Here is an 18,223-nt window from a genome sequence, read left to right as displayed (position 1 = left end):
AATTTTATCTGGATAAAAACTATGACTCAAAAGGAAATCTTTCTAACCATTTCTCCATCTCTTCTAAAGTGTCGTTGATAAGATCTGTGGAGGAGAGGACTTCTTTTAAGCAAGAATCAATGGATTCTTCGTGAATAATGGTTTCTACATCTTCCATACTGATAAAAGATGTATCTATCAGACCAGCTGAAAAAGCTTTGCTAATAGGATAAAAAAGTTCTTTAGGATAAAGAGCGCAAATGGAAGCAACAAGACTATCCCAAGCAAAGGAAGGCTTTTTTTCTAGCCGATAATTAAGTAATTCTCCGAAATAACGAATAGCTGTTTCTCTGGAAAGCTTGTGGACGCCGACGAGAGCCACTAAACTAGAAATGGCTGCGGCTTGCACATAAGGATTTACGTGAGGGGTTTCAATGAGTTCTTGGATAAGAGCAACGTCATCACAAACACTGGCTAAGATTCGGGAGAGATCTTCTGTAAGCACATCCCCAGCAATTGCATGAGGGATATCCTGCTCAAAAGAGAATAACTTAATAATGAGCGGAAGAGCACGAGTTTCTCGAAATTGCGCTAAAAGGTACATAGCATAAAGATGGCCTTGATAGCAGTCGTCATCAATGATATCAGACACATGATCAATAGCTTCTTCCAAAATCTTGAGTAAATAAGGAGTGATTTGGTGATGCTTGACGATCGCAGCTTCTATGGCTTCTCTAGGAAGAACCCCGTTGTCGTAAACGAGATCTTCCAAAATATGGGAGATTTCCATCGTCAAAGTTACTCCAGTTCTGAAGATTTGTGAATAATCGATTATTTCCTGGTCGTAGCATGCCAAAAATCTTCTGTCAACGACTCTATATGAGTGCAAACCTTCAAGCCTTTCACGGAAGGAAGGACTCTCAGAAAACGAGCAGGCCGTAGCAGAGCAACGACCATGGAGCTCGGAGTCTAAGCAGACAAGGCGAATCTAAACCACATTAAGTTGACACGCAAAAGATAACAGTTCGAGAGCGTGCAACGCTATTATAGATTTATGACAAAAAAAAGCATTAACAAAGAGCTACAGGATAACGATAGATTATCAAAAAGAGAAAGTAAAAGCTGGAATAGCATCAAGAAGCCCACGAGTTTTTATATGTTTAGGTGAGGAAAAGATCTCTTGTTTAGAAGCTATTTCTACTAAATATCCACGGTCCATAACAGCTATTTTGTCAGCTAAAGTGTAAGCAGCAGACATATCGTGAGTGATGAATAAAAAAGTATTGTTATATTGATTCTTAATCGTTTGAAATAAATCAAGAATCAATTTTTGGTTCATAGTATCTAATGCGGATAGAGGTTCATCGCAGATAATTAATTCCGGTTTACACACCAAAGCCCTTGCTATAGCTACGCGTTGCCGTTGCCCTCCGCTTAGTTTATTAGGGCGTAAAGATAAAAATGATTTAGGAAGATGAACCAGTTTCAATGCATGAGCAATTTCTTCTTGCTGTTGGCTTTTAGAAAGACCCCCCATGATGTGTAGTGGTTCGGCAATGATTTCTTGAACAGTCATCATGGGATTGAGACTGCTATAGACATCTTGCCAAATCATCTGCACCGCTTTAGTTCTTGGAGTTTTTGGAGGAAGATGAAAATCGATCGAGTCTTGAGCATCTGGAGGCAGTAATCCCAAAATCGCTAAAGCTAGAGAGGTTTTCCCAGATCCACTTGCTCCGACTATTGTTAGGCATTCTCCTCGACATATTTCAAGATGCACGTTTCTCAAAATAGGTTGTTTGCGAATAGTAAGAGAAAGATCTTTAATAGAAACTAACGTAGACATAACTAATTAAAAGGTTAATACGCGGTTGTTGCAAGAGGTTCTTTAGGTGAAAGATAGCTAGGACTAGGAATTTTAGGAATAGCGCGGATCAGTTGCTGGGTATAAGGATGAGACGGAGAGTGCAGTAGCTCTTGCACAGGACCTTGCTCAACGATCTCCCCATAGCGTATAATGGCCATTTCTTCACACAGTTCAGATACTAAAGCTAAATTATGAGTGATGAGTAGTAGAGCTGTAGAATGGTTTTGGTGAATTTGTGTCAGTACACGCAATACCTGAGCCTGGGATATAGAATCTAGCGCTGTTGAAGGTTCATCTGCAATAATGAGTTCCGGATTGGTTGCCAGAGCAATAGCAATGCTAACTCGTTGACACATGCCACCGCTAAGCTCAAAGGGATATAATTGTAGGCATCGATCAGGAGATTCGATGTGTACACTCTCAAGCAGTTCTCTTGCTTTAGAGAAAGCTTCTTCTTTAGACATATCGAAATGATATCTTAGGGTTTCTACAATTTGAGCTCCTACACGCATAGAAGGAGTCAGGGTTCCCATGGCATTTTGGAAAATAGTTGCGATTTTCTTCCCGCGGATTGTTTGAAGTTGTCTACGAGATAAGCGTGTAATATCTGTGCTGGAGTAAAGGATTCTTCCAGATTGGATGTAACAATTATCGGGGAGAAACCCCAAAACTGCTTTAGAAACGGTTGTTTTCCCCGAACCATTTTCTCCTACAAGTGCCATACTTTGGCATCGCTTGATAGTGAGCGACAAGTGATTGACTAATCGTTGATTGGAATCTTTTACGGAGACGACTAGATTATCAATTTTTAATAAATCTTCAGACAAGAGTATTTTCCTCTAACAATTTGGTTCGTAGACCTTCTCCTATACAATTAAAACTTACAGAGACAATGATCATAAAAAACGAAGGTATAAAGAAGAGCCAAGGATGGTAAGCTAAAGAATGAATGCCTTCTTTTACAAGAGTCCCCAGACTGGCGTAAGGAGGTTGTATTCCCAGTCCAAGGAAACCGATGAAAGCTTCTGTGTATACAGCATTAGGGATTGTAAAAATTAAAGTAGAAATAATTGGCCCTAGAGAATTGGGAAGGAGATGTTTTCTTAAAATATGAAACGTTGATGCTTGTAAAGCTCGAGCAGACAACACAAACTCTTTATTTTCTAACAGTAAAAACTGACCATAAATAATACGAGCTATAGGAATCCAGCCAGTTATTGTCATTGCTAAAATAAGGGGAAGGATTCCGTGATTAAAAATAACTAATAAAAGAATAATGACAGGAATGCGCGGAATAGAAAACAAAATTTCTGTAATCCGGCTCATAATATCTGCCACTTTTTTTCCACTGGCAAGAGCTAGTGTAGACCACAGTAGTCCCAAGCATACGTCAATAATTGTAGCAGAGACTGCGATGAGCAAAGAGAGCCGGATGCCTTGAAGAGTTCGAGCCAACATGCATCGGCCTAAATTATCTGTTCCAAAAGGAAACGCCTTGCTCGGAGACTGAAGAGCATGTTCGGGAAAAGTTCTTTCGTAATCAGGATAAAGGTAGGGAAGAAATGTTGCGGCTAGGACCAAAACAGCTAAAGTTAGACAGCCCAATACAAGCATTTTGTTTGTACGAATGTAGCGCCAAGTATGAGACGAACTAGATCGAAACATGAGTTTGTTTTAGAAATCCTTTATTAAATTATTATTTAGAACGTTCTTTCCCATAAGAATAACGAATTTGTGGATCTATCCACGCTTGCAGAAGGTCGCAACAAAGTGAAGTTAGCATGAAAAAGGCCCCGTAAAACACAGAAAGTCCTAAGGTGATAGGGTAGTCTCTTTGTTTAATACTGCAAATGAACCATTTCCCAAGACCGGGGATGCAGAAAAGGTTTTCTATAGAGAAGGTTCCAGTCATTAAAGTTGTTATAAGAAAAGCTGAGTACGAAATCACAGGGAATAAAGCGTAGGGCAAAATGTGTTTTATTAACACCTTAAAAGGAGAAAGTCCTTTAGCGTAAGCTAATAAGACGTAATCTTTTTTTAAATTGGCGGAAACAGAGGCACAGGTTAGCTGAGTAATGAATGCCATAGGAGCAATTGCTAAAGCTATTGAGGGCAATAAGGTGTGAGAGAAATTCCCCCAGCAAGCTATGGGTAGACAAGAATATTTTATAGCAAAAACATATTGTAAAAAGGCTCCTATAACAAAGGCGGGTACTGATATCTGAATCACAGAAGAAAAGAAAATAGTTCGGCCGCAGCTTTTTTTATAGAAAGCTGCCAGAATTCCAAGAGTAATGCCTCCGAAGAGGGATAAACACAAGCTTTCAAGTCCAAGAATAGCGGAAGATGGAAGAGCGGCAGCAATAATACTGATCACAGTACGATCTTTGTAGATAAGAGATTCCCCGAAATCTAGTGTTAGCAGACATTTCAAATAGATAAGATACTGGGTGAATAAAGGCTTATCTAACCCGTAACGATTCTTTAATAGTGCTAAAGTTTCTGGCGAAAGGATGTTTCCGTTTTCATCATTAAAAGGATCTCCGGGGATCGTCTTAATAATAAAAAACGTTAGAGTCACTACTACCCATAAAGAAAGCAAATTAAACAACAGCCGCCTCTTTATGTAGCTGAGCATAGTAGATTCCTTTGTATATTGTATTGCGATCTAATCACAGATAACAAGTTGAAAACATAAAAGGCCTTTGCCAAGAGTGATAATTTAACACTCTCTAGACAAGACCTCTCCGCATTTTAAAGAGAGAATCTTTTCTACGCACGGAGTAAAAACATCTTTTAAGAGTTTTTAGCATACCGCATATCAACTAGGCCCGAAGGATGTAGTCTAACAAAAGAAAGTTTATTATTTGTTGTATAATGGAACACGTCGTGATAGAGGGGTTCTATGACGTTTTGTCTTTCTATGTATAGAGAAGCTTCGGAAATTAAAGCTGAGCGTTTTTGAGGGTTTTTTTCCGTTTCTATAGAGAGAATCAGTTGATCAAATTGAGGATCTTGTAAAGCATAAGGTTTGACTCCTTTCGAGGAGAAAATGGAAAGAAACGCTAAAGGGTCAGAAAAGTCGGCAAACCAGCCACCTATAGACATAAAGAAAGTATTGCCTATTAGATCGTTTTGCAACAAAGCATATTCTTTCCCGCAGATAGGGAAAGTAATTCCTAAACTTCTTCGCCACTGATCGCGCAACATCTGAGCTATCTGTGAGTTCATAGTAGACGTTGCGGAAAAGGTAAGAGGATACTTCTCTAGATCCTTAATAGTCATGTTAAGCTCAGTCAGAGCTTCTTCTAGTAAAGATTTAGCTAAAGTGATGGCCTCTTGTTGCTTATAAGAAGGCTGCTCTGGGTAGGTGTGCAAATGTGCAGGAAGGAGATGTTTTGCAGGTTTAACAAAAGCCAAGGAGGCAAGAGCTTCTTTGTTTAAAACTAGACTCAAAGCTTGGCGAAGCTTGGAATGACTAAAAGGCTTTTTGGCAGTGTTAAATGTAAGCCAGGAAGTACCAGATATATCAAATGATCGGGGAGCTCGTCGTTTGTTTGTTGTGGCTAAAGTTTCTTGCGGAATACTATGTCCCCAAGGGAGACCTTGCCAATCTAGCTTCCCTTGGTTGAATAAAGCAGAAGCAGTTTGTTGATCAGGAATGATGTGTATACAGATCTCCTGTACAGCTACCTGGTCTTTATTATAGTAGTAAGGGCTCTTCTCTAGCTTTAACCATCTTCGGTCTTTCTTCTCTTTTAAGAAAAAAGCTCCAGTAGATATCGGAAGAGATTTTTCTTCTTTCTGTATCTGATGCTGCGAATGCACAGGATAAAATACGGGGAGGGTAAGCAGCTTTAGAAAATGTGGAGTTGGAGTGAGGAGATTGATAACAAGAGTATGATCATCTTTGGCAAAAAATCCAGAATCCTTATTCACGTCAATAGGGAGAAAGGCGAAAGAATAAATACTAGCGACACGATTTTGTAACACATCATTCCAGGAACGAACAAAATCATGAGCGGTAATAAGATCTCCATTGCTCCAAAAAGCTTTTTTCAAGTTGAAAGTATAAGTTTTTTTATCTTCGGATAAGAAGAAACTCTCCGCTAAAGCAGGGAAGACTTCTCCAGAAGGAGTTTCTTGTACCAATCCTTCATAGAGATGATGAATCAAATTGATATCAGAAAGAAGGCGAACCTCTCGAGGATCAAATGTGCGAGGATCATCTTTTACGCTTACAGCAACTGTGTGAGTAGCTGGAGACCGATGGGTTGCGTTAGAGGAGGATTTTGAACATCCAGAAGTTGCTAATGCTAGGAGCAAGCAGATTCCCACTGATATCTTGCGCATGGAATGACCTCCTTAGAAACATGTGTGCGATTGCAAAACAGTCTCTCTCCTAACCCAGCTATCATTGCAGCGTTGTCTGAACATAACTGCGAAGAAGGGAAGTATATCGGAAGAGAGCATATTTGATTTAGCAAGCGACGAAAGTAACTGTTGTTTGCTACGCCCCCACCAACAATCAAAGACTCGCAAGAAAACGTTTTTACAATATCAGGAAGTTTTTGAGCAATAGTCATAAAAACAGCTTTTTGAAACGATGCTGCAATGTTTCGTTTCTGTGTTTCAGAGACTTCAGGAAAAGGTGCTTTTGCTGAGCTGTTGTTGCCTTTTAAAGCATATAAGACGGCTGTTTTTAGTCCACTGAAAGAGAAATCATAACCAGAAACTCGAGCTGGAGAAAAGGCAAATGCATCTGCATCACCTTCTCGAGCTAATTCTTCTAATTTTTGTCCTCCTGGGTAAGGCAAGCCGAGAAAACGAGCTACTTTATCAAAAGTCTCGCCAATAGCATCATCTCGAGTCTTTCCTATTAAAAGGAAAGTTGTGGCATCAGGCATGAGAAATAGAGATGTATGGGCACCAGAAATAGCAAGCCCTAGAGCAGGGAATTGAGTGGCGGGAGCTTCCATGCAAGCGGCATATAAATGCGCTTCTACATGGTTCACTCCTATGAGAGGTCTTTTCAGCCCACTTGCCAACCCTTTTGCAAAGTTTACACCGATAGATAGGGCTCCAATAAGACCAGGAGTATTAGCTACCGAAATTAATTCGATATCTTCCAAAGAGACTCCCGCGCTTTGCGTTGCTGCAGTCAGCAGTTCTGGGAATGTTTGTAGATGAGCGCGAGAAGCTAATTCAGGGATCACTCCTCCATAAGAAGCATGAATGTCTTGAGAAGCAATTTTATTTGCTAAGATTTTCCCGTTCTGGACAAGAGAACAGGATGTTTCATCGCAAGAACTTTCTAAGCCTAGTGTCAACATAGCGAACACTTAAAAAAGAGGGAAACATTTTGGAAGGAGAGGATCGTATCATGAGATTGTTAATCAAGCAAGGCGTTAATCGCAAGAGATATGCAGAAGAGTTGAGGCTTTAGATTGAGTGACAGAGAAGAGAGGGCGTTTAAAGGCTGCGCATAAACCTGCCCCGACGATAACCAAAGTAACTCCCAGAGAAAGAAAGTAGCTTGCTGCAATAGAGGGTATAGTCGTAATCACACCTGTTAAGATTAGAGCTCCTAATAATATGCAAAAATATCCTACAAGAAGCGGAATCAAAAGTTTGATATGATTAAAAAAAGAATGAGCAGCTAACGTAGCTGAGGAAACCATTTTCTCACAAAAAGGAAGAGAGTAATTAGGATTAACTGTTGTTGCCATAAAGGTTTTAAAGTCCAAATTAATTTAAAGTAGAGAGTTTTTGCAAAAGAAATGAAATAGCATTATAAATAGTTGGGTTTTATTAAACCAGCGGTTGATATTTCTTGATTAGTCGACTTAGAAATAAAACGGTTTTTTTAATTAGTAAAATCTAGTCTAATACTTGGGACAAAAGAATGGCTTCAACTTTGTAAAAGTAAAATTTTTAGAAGGTTAGAATTAAAATGGTTTCTATGTCTCTAAATCTCCCTCCTGCGGAGGTTAGATTGCGTCCTGTGACCGCGAAATCTTTCCCTAATAGCTCAGCTTGGAGAGCTACTCAGAAACGTATAACCGGGTGTAGTTTAAACGCTTCTTCTTATCGACCATCTTTGGCTCGTGCTATTAGTTTTGTTGTAGGGGTTCTTGTTGTTTTAGGGTGGATTTGTTGTCGGATAGCCTATCTAGCTAATTCAAGAGTGCTGACCTTTCCTAAAATGTTTGCTATAGCGATTCTTCCCTTTATTTTATTTGGAGGGGGGCTAGCTATTCTTTTTAGAATCGCTGGTAAAGTGGATGTTTTATACGGGAAGAAGATACAACCTTTTATCTCTCGGCAATGGGAGCGGGTTATCCTGTGTGAAAAAGAAGGAGAATTCATCCGGCCGATCCAAGAGCCCGATATGTATATGGATGTTTCGCTTTTAGATAGAACAGGGTCAGGGATTGCACCCGTTTATACATATCCTCCCATGGACGCTCGGACCGTTATTTGCGTCGTTACCAGTATTCTATTACCTATCTTTTCCATAATGCGGATGCTGTACAATATTTTCCGCTTTTTCATTGTTCCCTTCTATATCCTATTCCAGATGGTGCGTCAAAACTATCAGACAGACATCCCTAAAGAGGAAAGGTTTGTTTGTTCTGATATCGTTCGAGAAATGACTCGCTCTTTGTTGAAAGCTGTTAAGGCCCCTTTTTACGGAGCAGCCTGTTATTTAGCGAACTTATATGGGTTGCTAAATCCTTTGTCAGGTAGAGTGGTTTTAGCCAGTTTGGAACGAGATTGGAATAATGACGTGATTCGTTCGCGAGGAGTTTGGGGGATTTTTTGTGAAAAAAATTATATGTTCGAGGGAGGAGGGACGCGCTCCGGGTTAGGGCAAAATGCTTGGTATTTGCTTGGTTGTTTCCAGCCGGTACAACTGTTTCTTCTGAAAGATGGGGTAATCATCTCTGGAGCACGGCCATCAATACAATCTTTCCCCGAAAGTAAAGAGTATCTGGCATCATTTTTATATGGGGCTGTTCCAGGAAGGTTGGCCAGCTTTTAGTTTTAAACTGCTAAAGTTTTTAGCAGGTAAAGCGATTTTGCTTGCAGATCTACAGTAAAATCTTCATCATGTAGTCGAGGATTAGGCGGAGGATCCGAGGCATGGGTGTCTGACGGCTAATTCCTTGTTTTCATTTGTCAGAAGAAACGAAGCTTACAGTGCAAAATAATTTAGGGTCGCTGCCTAAGTGTATCTGTTTGTAAAGTATCTTTTTATAGTGAAGGACTCTTGTTTAAGAGTCTCGGAAGACTTTTTGTCGTTTTCGTAAAAAAGTCTCTTAATAGATAGTCTGAGGTATTAGATTTGGCGAGACTTTAGACCGAATGTGTCGCTAATAGACGACTTTTAAGAGTCTTTATATAAAGAACGGAGAAGGGCGTGAAAGAGCAAAATAGAAACGAAGAAAAATTGGATGTTGCGCTAACTTCCGGAAGTCTTATGGATTCTAAAACTAGTCATCTAGATGATGAACTATGTTTTAAACTAGAAGAAGCTTTTGATACCCTAACAGCAGGGGAACATTCGCAAGATTTAACATCAATAGTCAGTATATATAATCCTATTGACTTAGCGTATGCGGTATCATGTCTACCTTCGGATTCACGCTCTATTCTTTATAAGAATCTCGATAGTATAGCTTCCAAGATTGCTTTTATTATTAATACGGATTCCGCTTCGCGATGGGCTATTTTCCGCAATCTATCGGATGGAGAAATTTGCGCTCTTATAGAACAAATGCCTCCAGACGAAGCGATTTGGGTTCTCGATGATATTCCTGACCGAAGATATCGAAGAATTTTAGATTTAATCGACGTTAAGAAAGCCTTAAAGATTCGTGATTTACAAAAGCATGGAAGGAATACGGCTGGGCGACTCATGACCAATGAGTTTTTTGCCTTTTTAATGGAAACAACCGTTAAAGAAGTTGCCACTTGCATACGCAATAATCCTGGCATTGATTTGACCCGACTAGTTTTTGTCTTAGACTTTAAAGGGGAGTTGCAGGGTTTTGTAACAGATAGAAGTTTAATTATTGCTTCGCCAGAAATGCCCTTAAAGCAAATCATGCGTCCTATAGAACATAAGGTATTAGCTGATACAACTAGAGAAGAAGTTGTGGACCTTGTGGAGCGGTATAAAGTCGCTGTTTTACCTGTAGTGGACGAAGAAAACTTTTTGATAGGGGCTATCACATATGAAGATGTGGTTGAAACAATAGAAGATATCGCAGACGAAACAATTGCTAGAATGGCGGGGACGACAGAAGATGTTGGATATCACGACTGCCATGTTGTGCAACGATTCTTATTGCGGGCACCTTGGTTACTTATTACCTTATGTGCGGGACTTGTCAGCGCTTCGGTAATGGCATATTTTCAAAAAATTGCCCCTACTCTTTTAGCCATGGTCATTTTCTTCATTCCTTTAGTGAATGGTCTTTCGGGAAACGTGGGAGTGCAGTGCAGCACGATTCTTGTTCGTAGTATGGCAACAGGAACGCTTTCTTTTGGTAGAAGAAGAGAGACCATTCTTAAAGAAATGAGCATTGGATTGTTAACAGGGGTTGCTTTAGGGATTCTTTGTGGTCTAGTTGTCTGTTGTATGGGATGCTTGGGACTTGGGTTGTTTGCTACGGGAGGAGTCCAGTTAGGGGTTACCGTTTCTGTGGGGATACTCGGTGCTTCGTTAACTGCTACTACTCTAGGAGTTCTTTCTCCTTTCTTCTTTGCAAAAATCGGCGTTGATCCGGCTTTAGCTTCTGGTCCGATTGTTACAGCTCTTAACGATATCATGTCGATGGTCATCTTCCTATTGATCACCGGTACTCTAAATGTTTTATTTTTCAAATAGTGGGTGAGTCCGAAGACAAAGGTTTTCTTCGGGCTTTTTTCACTATGTCTTTTCTCCCTCTCTCTTTAGAATGATTTATGAATTTTATTATTTTTTTAGAATTCGCTTAGATAAAGGAGTGGATTTGTGGCTTTACGTTTTGAGATTCTGCATCAATCAAAAAAATCTAGGGCTAGAGTAGGTCGGATAGAGACGGCGCATGGGTATATTGATACACCGGCTTTTGTTCCTGTGGCTACAAATGGAGCTCTAAAAGGGGTTTTAGATCATAGCAATATCCCGCTAATGTTTTGCAATACCTATCATCTGATAGTGCATCCGGGAGCAGAAGCTATTGCTGCTATGGGTGGATTACACCAATTTATTGGTCGCAATGCGCCTATTATTACAGATTCCGGGGGATTTCAAATTTTTAGCTTGGCATATGGTTCTGTAGCTGAAGAGATTAAAAGTTGCGGGAAGAAAAAAGGAGGAAACACCATCATTAAAGTTAATGATGACGGGGTACACTTTAAATCCTACCGAGATGGCCGTAAGCTATTTCTTTCTCCAGAAATTTCTGTACAAGCGCAGAAAGATTTGGGCGCTGATATCATTCTTCCTTTAGATGAGCTGCTGCCCTTTCATGCAGATCCCACATATTTTCACCAGTCATCTCAACGCACTTACGTTTGGGAGAAACGTTCTTTGGATTATCATTTAAAAAATCCTGGAATTCAGTCCATGTACGGAGTCATTCATGGGGGGACTTTCCCTGATCAAAGAAAACTTGGCTGTAAATTCGTAGAAGATTTGCCTTTCGATGGCTCTGCTATTGGAGGCAGTTTGGGGAAAAATCTTCAAGATATCGTAGAGGTGGTGGGTGTTACCGCTGCAAATCTTTCAGCAGAAAGACCTAGACATCTGCTAGGGATAGGAGATTTGCCCTCTATTTGGGCCACTGTTGGTTTCGGAATAGATTCTTTTGATAGCTCTTATCCGACTAAAGCTGCGCGACATGGCATGATTTTGACATTACAAGGCCCTCTAAAAATTAATAATCAACGGTACTCTTCTGACCTAAATCCTATAGAGCCTGGGTGTTCATGTCTTGCATGCTCTCAAGGCATAACGCGCGCCTACTTAAGACATTTGTTTAAAGTACATGAGCCAAATGCGGGTATCTGGGCGTCCATTCACAACATGCATCATATGCAAAAAGTCATGCGAGAAATTCGAGAGGGAATTTTAAATGACCGTATATAAAACGGCGCGATTATGAGATTCTTTTTGTGTTTTTCTCGGGTTTAGTAGAAACTCTTCCGCCATCTACTTGTTTGATCTCAAAAAAACAAGAAAGGAGGAGTTTGTGCAATCGGTTGGACAAGAAGCTTCACAGAATACATTGTCTTGGACAATTCGACCGCGAATACCCAGTATAATTCAAGGTAGTAAAGAGGTCTCGTTATCTTTATTTGTGCTGGGCACAGTTTGGCTATTGTTGGAGCGTGTGCTGCAGCTGTTGGTGGAGCTTTTTCTGTTTGTTTGGGAGTTTTGTTTCTTGGTGGGGTTGTATTAGCCACCGGGCTTCTATTAGCTGTTTTAGAATTTTGTCACATCCGAAGCAGCATGGAAAAATACGTGATTCTAACAAAACAGGATCTGTTTAAAGAACCTGTTATCCAAGAAGAGCAGGCGACTCCTCTTATTGAAGAAGCTTCTTATACTTGTGAGCCAGGGATTCCCTTGTCTGGTCCGGAGGAAGTCCAACAAGAGCGTCCAGTCATTCTGCAGAAAGATTTAGATCTTAGTCATGCTCCTAAATACATCGCTGTGGGCAGCCATGTAGTTGAATTAGTCAAAGCTGGTAAAATAGGCCGTAATGGAGAACGGTTGTTAGAAGAAGGAATCGATACGGATCAAAATTTTGTTCGCGTTTGGGATGAATTATTTATTCTAGGACAAAGAGGTGAAGTGGTTCATTTAGATGGTTTCTGTTGTAAAGTTTTGCCTAAGACATCTAAAAGTGAGTCGATTAATGATTTAGTTTCCAATGATTGTTAATCAGTTAACTACCCATTTTAAGAATCCAAGGATTTACTAGAATTAGCGCTAATACTTTGACTTTTTTAGTTCGCAACAAGTATAAGGGCCTTCTTCCTGAGCCTTCTGCGAAGGAAGGTGTGCTTGCGCATATCGAAGGAGCGTTGTGTCTTTTTATCCTCAAAATCTACCTAGTTTTCGTCGTAGAAAACCAAGTCGAACAGATTCTCCCATTAAGCATGCAAAACATTTTCTCCGGGACCATTTGTCTCATTTGCGAAAAATTCTTGCGGGCAAGCCACAAGAGGTCATAGAGGCGTGGTATGAAATTCTAGGAAAGAAGTATAATGGGATGACTCAGGCTATAGGGCTTAAGGATGGAATTTTATCGATTAAAGTCCGTAATGCTTCGTTATATGCTGTATTAAAACAAAGCTCTCAAAAAGAGTTGATATCCCGAATTCATTCAGCAGTTCCCGGTGCCAAAGTTAAAGAGATACGCTTTTTATTAGGATAGTTATGGACGCACAAGAAAAGAAATACGACGCATCAGCCATCACCGTTTTAGAAGGATTGCAAGCTGTTCGTGAGCGTCCTGGAATGTACATTGGTGATACAGGAGTTACCGGATTGCATCACTTGGTTTATGAAGTGGTGGATAACAGTATCGATGAGGCAATGGCGGGTTTTTGTACCGAGGTCGTTGTTCGCATATTGGAAGACGGAGGTATTTCTATTTCGGATAACGGTCGAGGAATTCCTATTCAGATTCACGAAAAAGAATCTGCCAAGCAAGGACGCGAAATTTCCGCTTTAGAGGTGGTTCTTACCGTACTACATGCGGGAGGTAAATTTGATAAAGACAGTTATAAGGTTTCTGGAGGCTTGCATGGAGTAGGAGTTTCGTGCGTTAACGCTCTGTCCGAAAAATTCATTGCAAAAGTATTTAAAGATGGACAAGCGTATAGCATGGAGTTTTCAAGAGGCGCTCCGTTAACGACTTTACAGGTGCTTGGTCCTACAGACAAACGAGGTACAGAAGTTCTCTTTTATCCAGATCCAGCTATATTCTCTACGTGCGTTTTTGATCGCGCGATTTTAATGAAGCGTTTGCGAGAATTAGCATTTTTAAATCGTGGAGTCACGATTGTTTTTGAAGATGACCGTGATACGGGATTTGATAAAGTCGTTTTCTTCTATGAAGGCGGAATTCAATCATTCGTCAGTTACCTCAACCAAAATAAAGAAATTCTTTTCCCAAATCCTATTTATATGCAGGGATCGAGACCTGGAGATGATGGGGATATAGAATTTGAGGCCGCTTTACAGTGGAATTCTGGTTACTCCGAATTAATCTATTCTTACGCTAATAATATTCCTACAAGACAAGGCGGAACTCATTTAACAGGATTTTCTACGGCTCTTACTCGGGCAGTAAACTCCTATATTAAAGCTCATAATCTATCTAAAAGTGACAAGTTGTCTTTGACTGGAGAAGACATCAAAGAGGGGCTAGTAGCAATTGTTTCCGTTAAAGTGCCCAATCCTCAGTTTGAAGGGCAAACAAAACAAAAACTTGGAAATAGTGATGTCGGATCGGTTTCTCAGCAAATTAGTGGTGAGGTGTTAACCACATTTTTTGAAGAAAATCCTCAAATTGCTAAAACGATTGTAGACAAGGTGTTCGTTGCAGCCCAAGCTAGAGAAGCTGCTAAGAGAGCTAGAGAGCTAACTCTTCGGAAAAGTGCTTTAGATAGCGCTCGCTTACCAGGTAAGTTAATTGACTGCTTGGAAAAAGATCCTGAAAAATGTGAAATGTATATTGTGGAAGGAGACTCTGCGGGAGGTTCAGCTAAGCAGGGACGAGATCGTCGTTTTCAAGCAATTCTTCCTATTCGTGGTAAGATCCTGAATGTTGAGAAAGCTCGTTTACAAAAAGTTTTCCAAAACCAGGAAATTGGAAGCATTATAGCAGCTTTAGGATGTGGAATTGGGAAGGATAATTTCAACCTCAGCAAATTGCGTTATAAACGTATTATTATTATGACAGATGCTGACGTGGACGGTTCTCATATTCGAACCTTGTTGCTAACATTCTTCTATAGACATATGTCCGCTTTGATAGAAAATGAATGCGTCTATATTGCGCAACCTCCTTTATATCGAGTGAGCAAGAAAAAAGATTTCCGTTACATTCTCTCAGAAAAAGAGATGGATGGCTATTTGCTGAACTTAGGAACAAAAGAAAGCCAGATAGTTTTTGATGACACCTTAAGGGATCTGAGAGGGGAAGCTTTAGAAACGTTCGTTAATCTTATTCTAGAGGTCGAAAGTTTTATTGTTTCTTTAGAGAAAAAAGCGATTCCATTTTCTGAATTCTTGGATATGTTCCGAGACGGAGCTTATCCTTTGTATTACTATCCTCCAGAAAGTGGGAAGCAGGGAGGCAGTTATCTCCATTCTCATGAAGAGAAGGAAGCAGCTATTGCTGCCAATGAAGAATCTGCTTCGCGGATTTTAGAATTATATAAAGGTTCTGTTCTCGAAGAACTTCAGCGCGATTTAGGTGATTACGGTTACGATATCCGGAATTACCTCCATCCAAAAGGATCTGGTATTACAGTTTCTACAGAAGATCCGAAAATATCTCCGTATGTTTGTTACACCTTGAAAGAGGTAATAGACTACTTAAAAGGCCTTGGAAGAAAAGGAATTGAGATTCAACGGTATAAAGGTCTTGGAGAGATGAATGCAGATCAGTTGTGGGATACAACAATGAATCCTGAGCAAAGGACTCTCGTTAGAGTCTCTTTAAAGGATGCGGTCGAAGCAGACCATATCTTTACAATGTTAATGGGAGAAGAGGTACCTCCAAGACGTGAGTTCATTGAGAGTCACGCTTTATCCATTCGGATGAATAATTTAGATATTTAGGAGACAGAACTACCATGCTAAATAAAGAAGAAATCATCGTCCCTAAAAATCTTGAAGAGGAAATGAAGGAGAGCTACCTTCGTTATTCCATGTCGGTAATTATTTCCCGCGCTTTGCCTGATGCTAGGGACGGATTAAAACCTTCTCAGCGACGTATTTTATACGCTATGAAACAATTAAATCTGACTCCAGGAGTAAAGCACAGAAAATGCGCAAAAATTTGCGGTGATACTTCCGGAGATTATCACCCTCATGGAGAAAGTGTCATTTATCCTACTTTAGTAAGGATGGCACAGGATTGGGCCATGCGATACCCTCTTGTTGATGGTCAAGGGAATTTTGGATCCATCGACGGGGATCCAGCTGCTGCCATGCGATATACAGAGGCTCGCCTGACTCACAGCGCTATCTTTTTGTTAGAGGACCTAGATAAAGATACTGTAGATATGGTCCCTAACTACGATGAAACTAAATATGAACCTGTAGTTTTTCCTTCAAAATTCCCCAATTTACTTTGTAATGGCTCCTCAGGCATCGCGGTAGGGATGGCAACAAATATTCCACCGCATAATTTAGGGGAATTAATTGAGGCTACGCTATTAGTTTTGGCTAACAGTCAAACCTCTATTGAAGATATTTTGGAGGTAATGCCTGGCCCAGATTTCCCTACAGGAGGGATTATTTGTGGTACAGAAGGGATTCGTTCTACCTATTATACAGGAAGAGGAAAGTTACGTTTGCGCGCTCGTATGCACGTAGAGGAGAACTCGGACAAGCAACGAGAAAATATTATTCTCACAGAGATGCCTTACAACGTAAATAAATCACGATTAATTGAGCAGATAGCGGAGTTAATCAACGAAAAGACCTTAACAGGAATATCGGATGTCCGCGATGAGTCTGACAAAGACGGGATTCGTGTCGTGCTGGAGCTGAAAAAAGGAGAATCCTCTGAAGTTGTTATCAATCGTCTGTATAAATTCACAGATGTGCAGGTGACGTTTGGAGCTAATATGTTGGCTCTAGATAAAAATCTTCCGCGCACTATGAATATTCATAGAATGATTTCTGCTTGGATTCGTCATCGTATGGACGTTATCCAAAGAAGAACTCGTTATGAGTTAAATAAAGCGGAAGCTCGTGCGCATATACTAGAAGGCTTCTTAAAAGCACTTTCTTGTATGGACGAAGTAGTAAAAACCATTCGAGAAAGTTCAAATAAAGAACACGCAAAACAACAGCTGGTTGAACTATTTAGTTTTTCAGAAGCACAAGCATTAGCTATTCTTGAATTGCGATTGTACCAACTCACCGGTTTAGAAGCAGATAAAGTACAAAAAGAGTATAGCGAGCTGTTAGAAAAGATTACTTATTATCGTAAGGTTCTAGCTGAAGAAGAGTTAGTTAAAGATATCATTCGTGAAGAACTGCAAGAATTACATAAAGTTCATAAGACGCCTCGTCGTACTAGAATTGAAATGGACGCAGGAGATGTTCGGGACATAGAAGATATTATTTCAGATGAGTCTGTAATCATCACAATTTCTGGGGATGATTATGTGAAGCGTATGCCAGTTAAAGTTTTCCGCGAACAAAAACGTGGCGGGCAAGGAGTCACTGGATTCGATATGAAGAAAGGTTCCGACTTTTTGAAAGCTGTTTACTCCGCATCCACGAAAGATTACTTACTGATCTTCACCAACTTCGGTCAGTGTTACTGGTTGAAAGTATGGCGGCTTCCTGAAGGAGAACGTAAAGCAAAAGGGAAACCTATTATTAATTTCCTGGAAGGAATCCGTCCCGGAGAACAAGTTGCTGCGGTGCTTAATGTAAAACGGTTCGAGCAAGGAGAATACCTCTTTTTAGCTACCAAGAAGGGTGTTGTCAAGAAAGTCTCCTTAGATGCCTTTGGCAGCCCTCGTAAAAAAGGAATACGAGCTCTCGAGATCGATGATGGGGATGAGCTTATAGCTGCTCGTCATATAGCGAACGATGAAGAGAAAGTTATGTTATTTACACGTCTTGGAATGGCAGTTCGCTTCCCTCATGATAAGGTTCGTCCAATGGGACGAGCTGCTAGAGGAGTTCGAGGTGTTTCTCTAAAAAATGAACAAGATTTTGTAGTCAGCTGTCAAGTTGTAACTGAAGATCAAAGCGTTCTAGTTGTGTGTGATAATGGATTTGGGAAACGTTCGCTAGTTTGTGATTTCCGAGAAACAAATCGCGGAAGTGTTGGTGTTCGTTCAATCGTGATTAACCAAAGAAATGGAGATGTATTAGGAGCTATTTCGGTAACGGATTGTGATAGTATCCTACTTATGTCTGCTCAAGGACAAGCAATCCGAATTAACATGCAAGATGTGCGGGTAATGGGACGAGCCACACAAGGTGTTCGTCTTGTCAATCTTCGAGAAGGAGATACGCTTGTTGCTATGGAAAAACTATCCATAAATACAGAATCAGTGGAAACGGAAGAAAATCTTGCAGCAAGTGTTCAATCTGGGCAGGATACAATAGAGGAATAG

Annotated in this window: 14 protein-coding genes and 1 pseudogene; 7 read left to right on the top strand and 8 right to left on the bottom strand. The window is 40.3% G+C overall.

The window, feature by feature from the left end:
- Positions 1-19 precede the first annotated feature (19 nt).
- The 8 genes from CTA_RS01085 to CTA_RS01050 form a co-directional block, all read right to left on the bottom strand.
- Complete coding sequence (locus tag CTA_RS01085; protein ID WP_010725120.1) at positions 20-775, bottom strand: DUF1186 family protein; 756 nt, start codon at positions 773-775, stop codon at positions 20-22.
- Positions 776-1,081: 306 nt separating this feature from the next.
- Positions 1,082-1,825, bottom strand: coding sequence for an ABC transporter ATP-binding protein (locus tag CTA_RS01080; RefSeq protein WP_011324636.1), 744 nt, complete (start codon positions 1,823-1,825; stop codon positions 1,082-1,084).
- A 14-nt stretch (positions 1,826-1,839) separates the two neighbouring features.
- Positions 1,840-2,673: an ABC transporter ATP-binding protein gene (locus CTA_RS01075; RefSeq protein ID WP_011324635.1), complete on the bottom strand. Its 834-nt coding sequence runs from the start codon at positions 2,671-2,673 to the stop codon at positions 1,840-1,842.
- Positions 2,666-3,511 carry an ABC transporter permease gene (locus CTA_RS01070; RefSeq protein ID WP_011324634.1) on the bottom strand — a complete coding sequence of 282 codons (846 nt, stop codon included), beginning with the start codon at positions 3,509-3,511 and terminating at the stop codon, positions 2,666-2,668. Before CTA_RS01070 ends, CTA_RS01075 begins: the two co-directional genes overlap by 8 nt.
- A 31-nt stretch (positions 3,512-3,542) precedes the next feature.
- Complete coding sequence (locus CTA_RS01065) at positions 3,543-4,484, bottom strand: ABC transporter permease (protein ID WP_011324633.1); 942 nt, start codon at positions 4,482-4,484, stop codon at positions 3,543-3,545.
- Positions 4,485-4,642: 158 nt separating this feature from the next.
- On the bottom strand, positions 4,643-6,199 hold the full coding sequence (locus CTA_RS01060) for a peptide ABC transporter substrate-binding protein (RefSeq protein WP_011324632.1): 1,557 nt from the start codon (positions 6,197-6,199) through the stop codon (positions 4,643-4,645).
- Entirely contained in the window at positions 6,163-7,179 is a 1,017-nt protein-coding gene (gene tsaD, locus CTA_RS01055) for a tRNA (adenosine(37)-N6)-threonylcarbamoyltransferase complex transferase subunit TsaD (protein WP_009871543.1), read from the bottom strand. The genes CTA_RS01060 and tsaD overlap by 37 nt, the downstream gene beginning before the upstream one ends.
- 75 nt (positions 7,180-7,254) lie before the next feature.
- Positions 7,255-7,575, bottom strand: coding sequence for a hypothetical protein (locus CTA_RS01050; protein WP_009871542.1), 321 nt, complete (start codon positions 7,573-7,575; stop codon positions 7,255-7,257).
- Between the two features lie 224 nt (positions 7,576-7,799).
- Between CTA_RS01050 and CTA_RS01045 the strand changes: the two genes are divergently transcribed.
- From CTA_RS01045 to gyrA, 7 genes and pseudogenes are all read left to right on the top strand, one after another.
- Positions 7,800-8,891, top strand: a complete 1,092-nt coding sequence (locus tag CTA_RS01045) for a hypothetical protein (RefSeq protein ID WP_011324631.1) — start codon at positions 7,800-7,802, stop codon at positions 8,889-8,891.
- A 438-nt stretch (positions 8,892-9,329) separates the two neighbouring features.
- The gene (gene mgtE, locus CTA_RS01040; protein WP_011324630.1) at positions 9,330-10,742 is read left to right on the top strand and encodes a magnesium transporter; all 1,413 of its coding nucleotides are present in this window, start codon (positions 9,330-9,332) and stop codon (positions 10,740-10,742) included.
- A gap of 126 nt (positions 10,743-10,868) precedes the next feature.
- Positions 10,869-11,987 (top strand): tRNA guanosine(34) transglycosylase Tgt, encoded by a 1,119-nt coding sequence (tgt, locus tag CTA_RS01035; RefSeq protein ID WP_011324629.1) that lies wholly within the window; start codon positions 10,869-10,871, stop codon positions 11,985-11,987.
- 26 nt (positions 11,988-12,013) lie between these two features.
- Positions 12,014-12,785, top strand: a pseudogene (locus CTA_RS01030) (hypothetical protein).
- Between the two features lie 145 nt (positions 12,786-12,930).
- On the top strand, positions 12,931-13,281 hold the full coding sequence (locus CTA_RS01025) for a DUF721 domain-containing protein (RefSeq protein ID WP_009871537.1): 351 nt from the start codon (positions 12,931-12,933) through the stop codon (positions 13,279-13,281).
- Positions 13,282-13,283: 2 nt separating this feature from the next.
- Positions 13,284-15,698 carry a DNA topoisomerase (ATP-hydrolyzing) subunit B gene (gyrB, locus tag CTA_RS01020; protein WP_011324627.1) on the top strand — a complete coding sequence of 805 codons (2,415 nt, stop codon included), beginning with the start codon at positions 13,284-13,286 and terminating at the stop codon, positions 15,696-15,698.
- Positions 15,699-15,712: 14 nt separating this feature from the next.
- The gene (gene gyrA / locus CTA_RS01015; RefSeq protein WP_011324626.1) at positions 15,713-18,223 is read left to right on the top strand and encodes a DNA topoisomerase (ATP-hydrolyzing) subunit A; all 2,511 of its coding nucleotides are present in this window, start codon (positions 15,713-15,715) and stop codon (positions 18,221-18,223) included.

The sequence above is a fragment of the Chlamydia trachomatis A/HAR-13 genome, assembly GCF_000012125.1.
GTDB classification, from domain to species: domain Bacteria; phylum Chlamydiota; class Chlamydiia; order Chlamydiales; family Chlamydiaceae; genus Chlamydia; species Chlamydia trachomatis.
The sequence above is the reverse complement of the archived record's forward strand: the minus strand, read 5'-3'. Positions and strand labels throughout refer to the sequence as shown.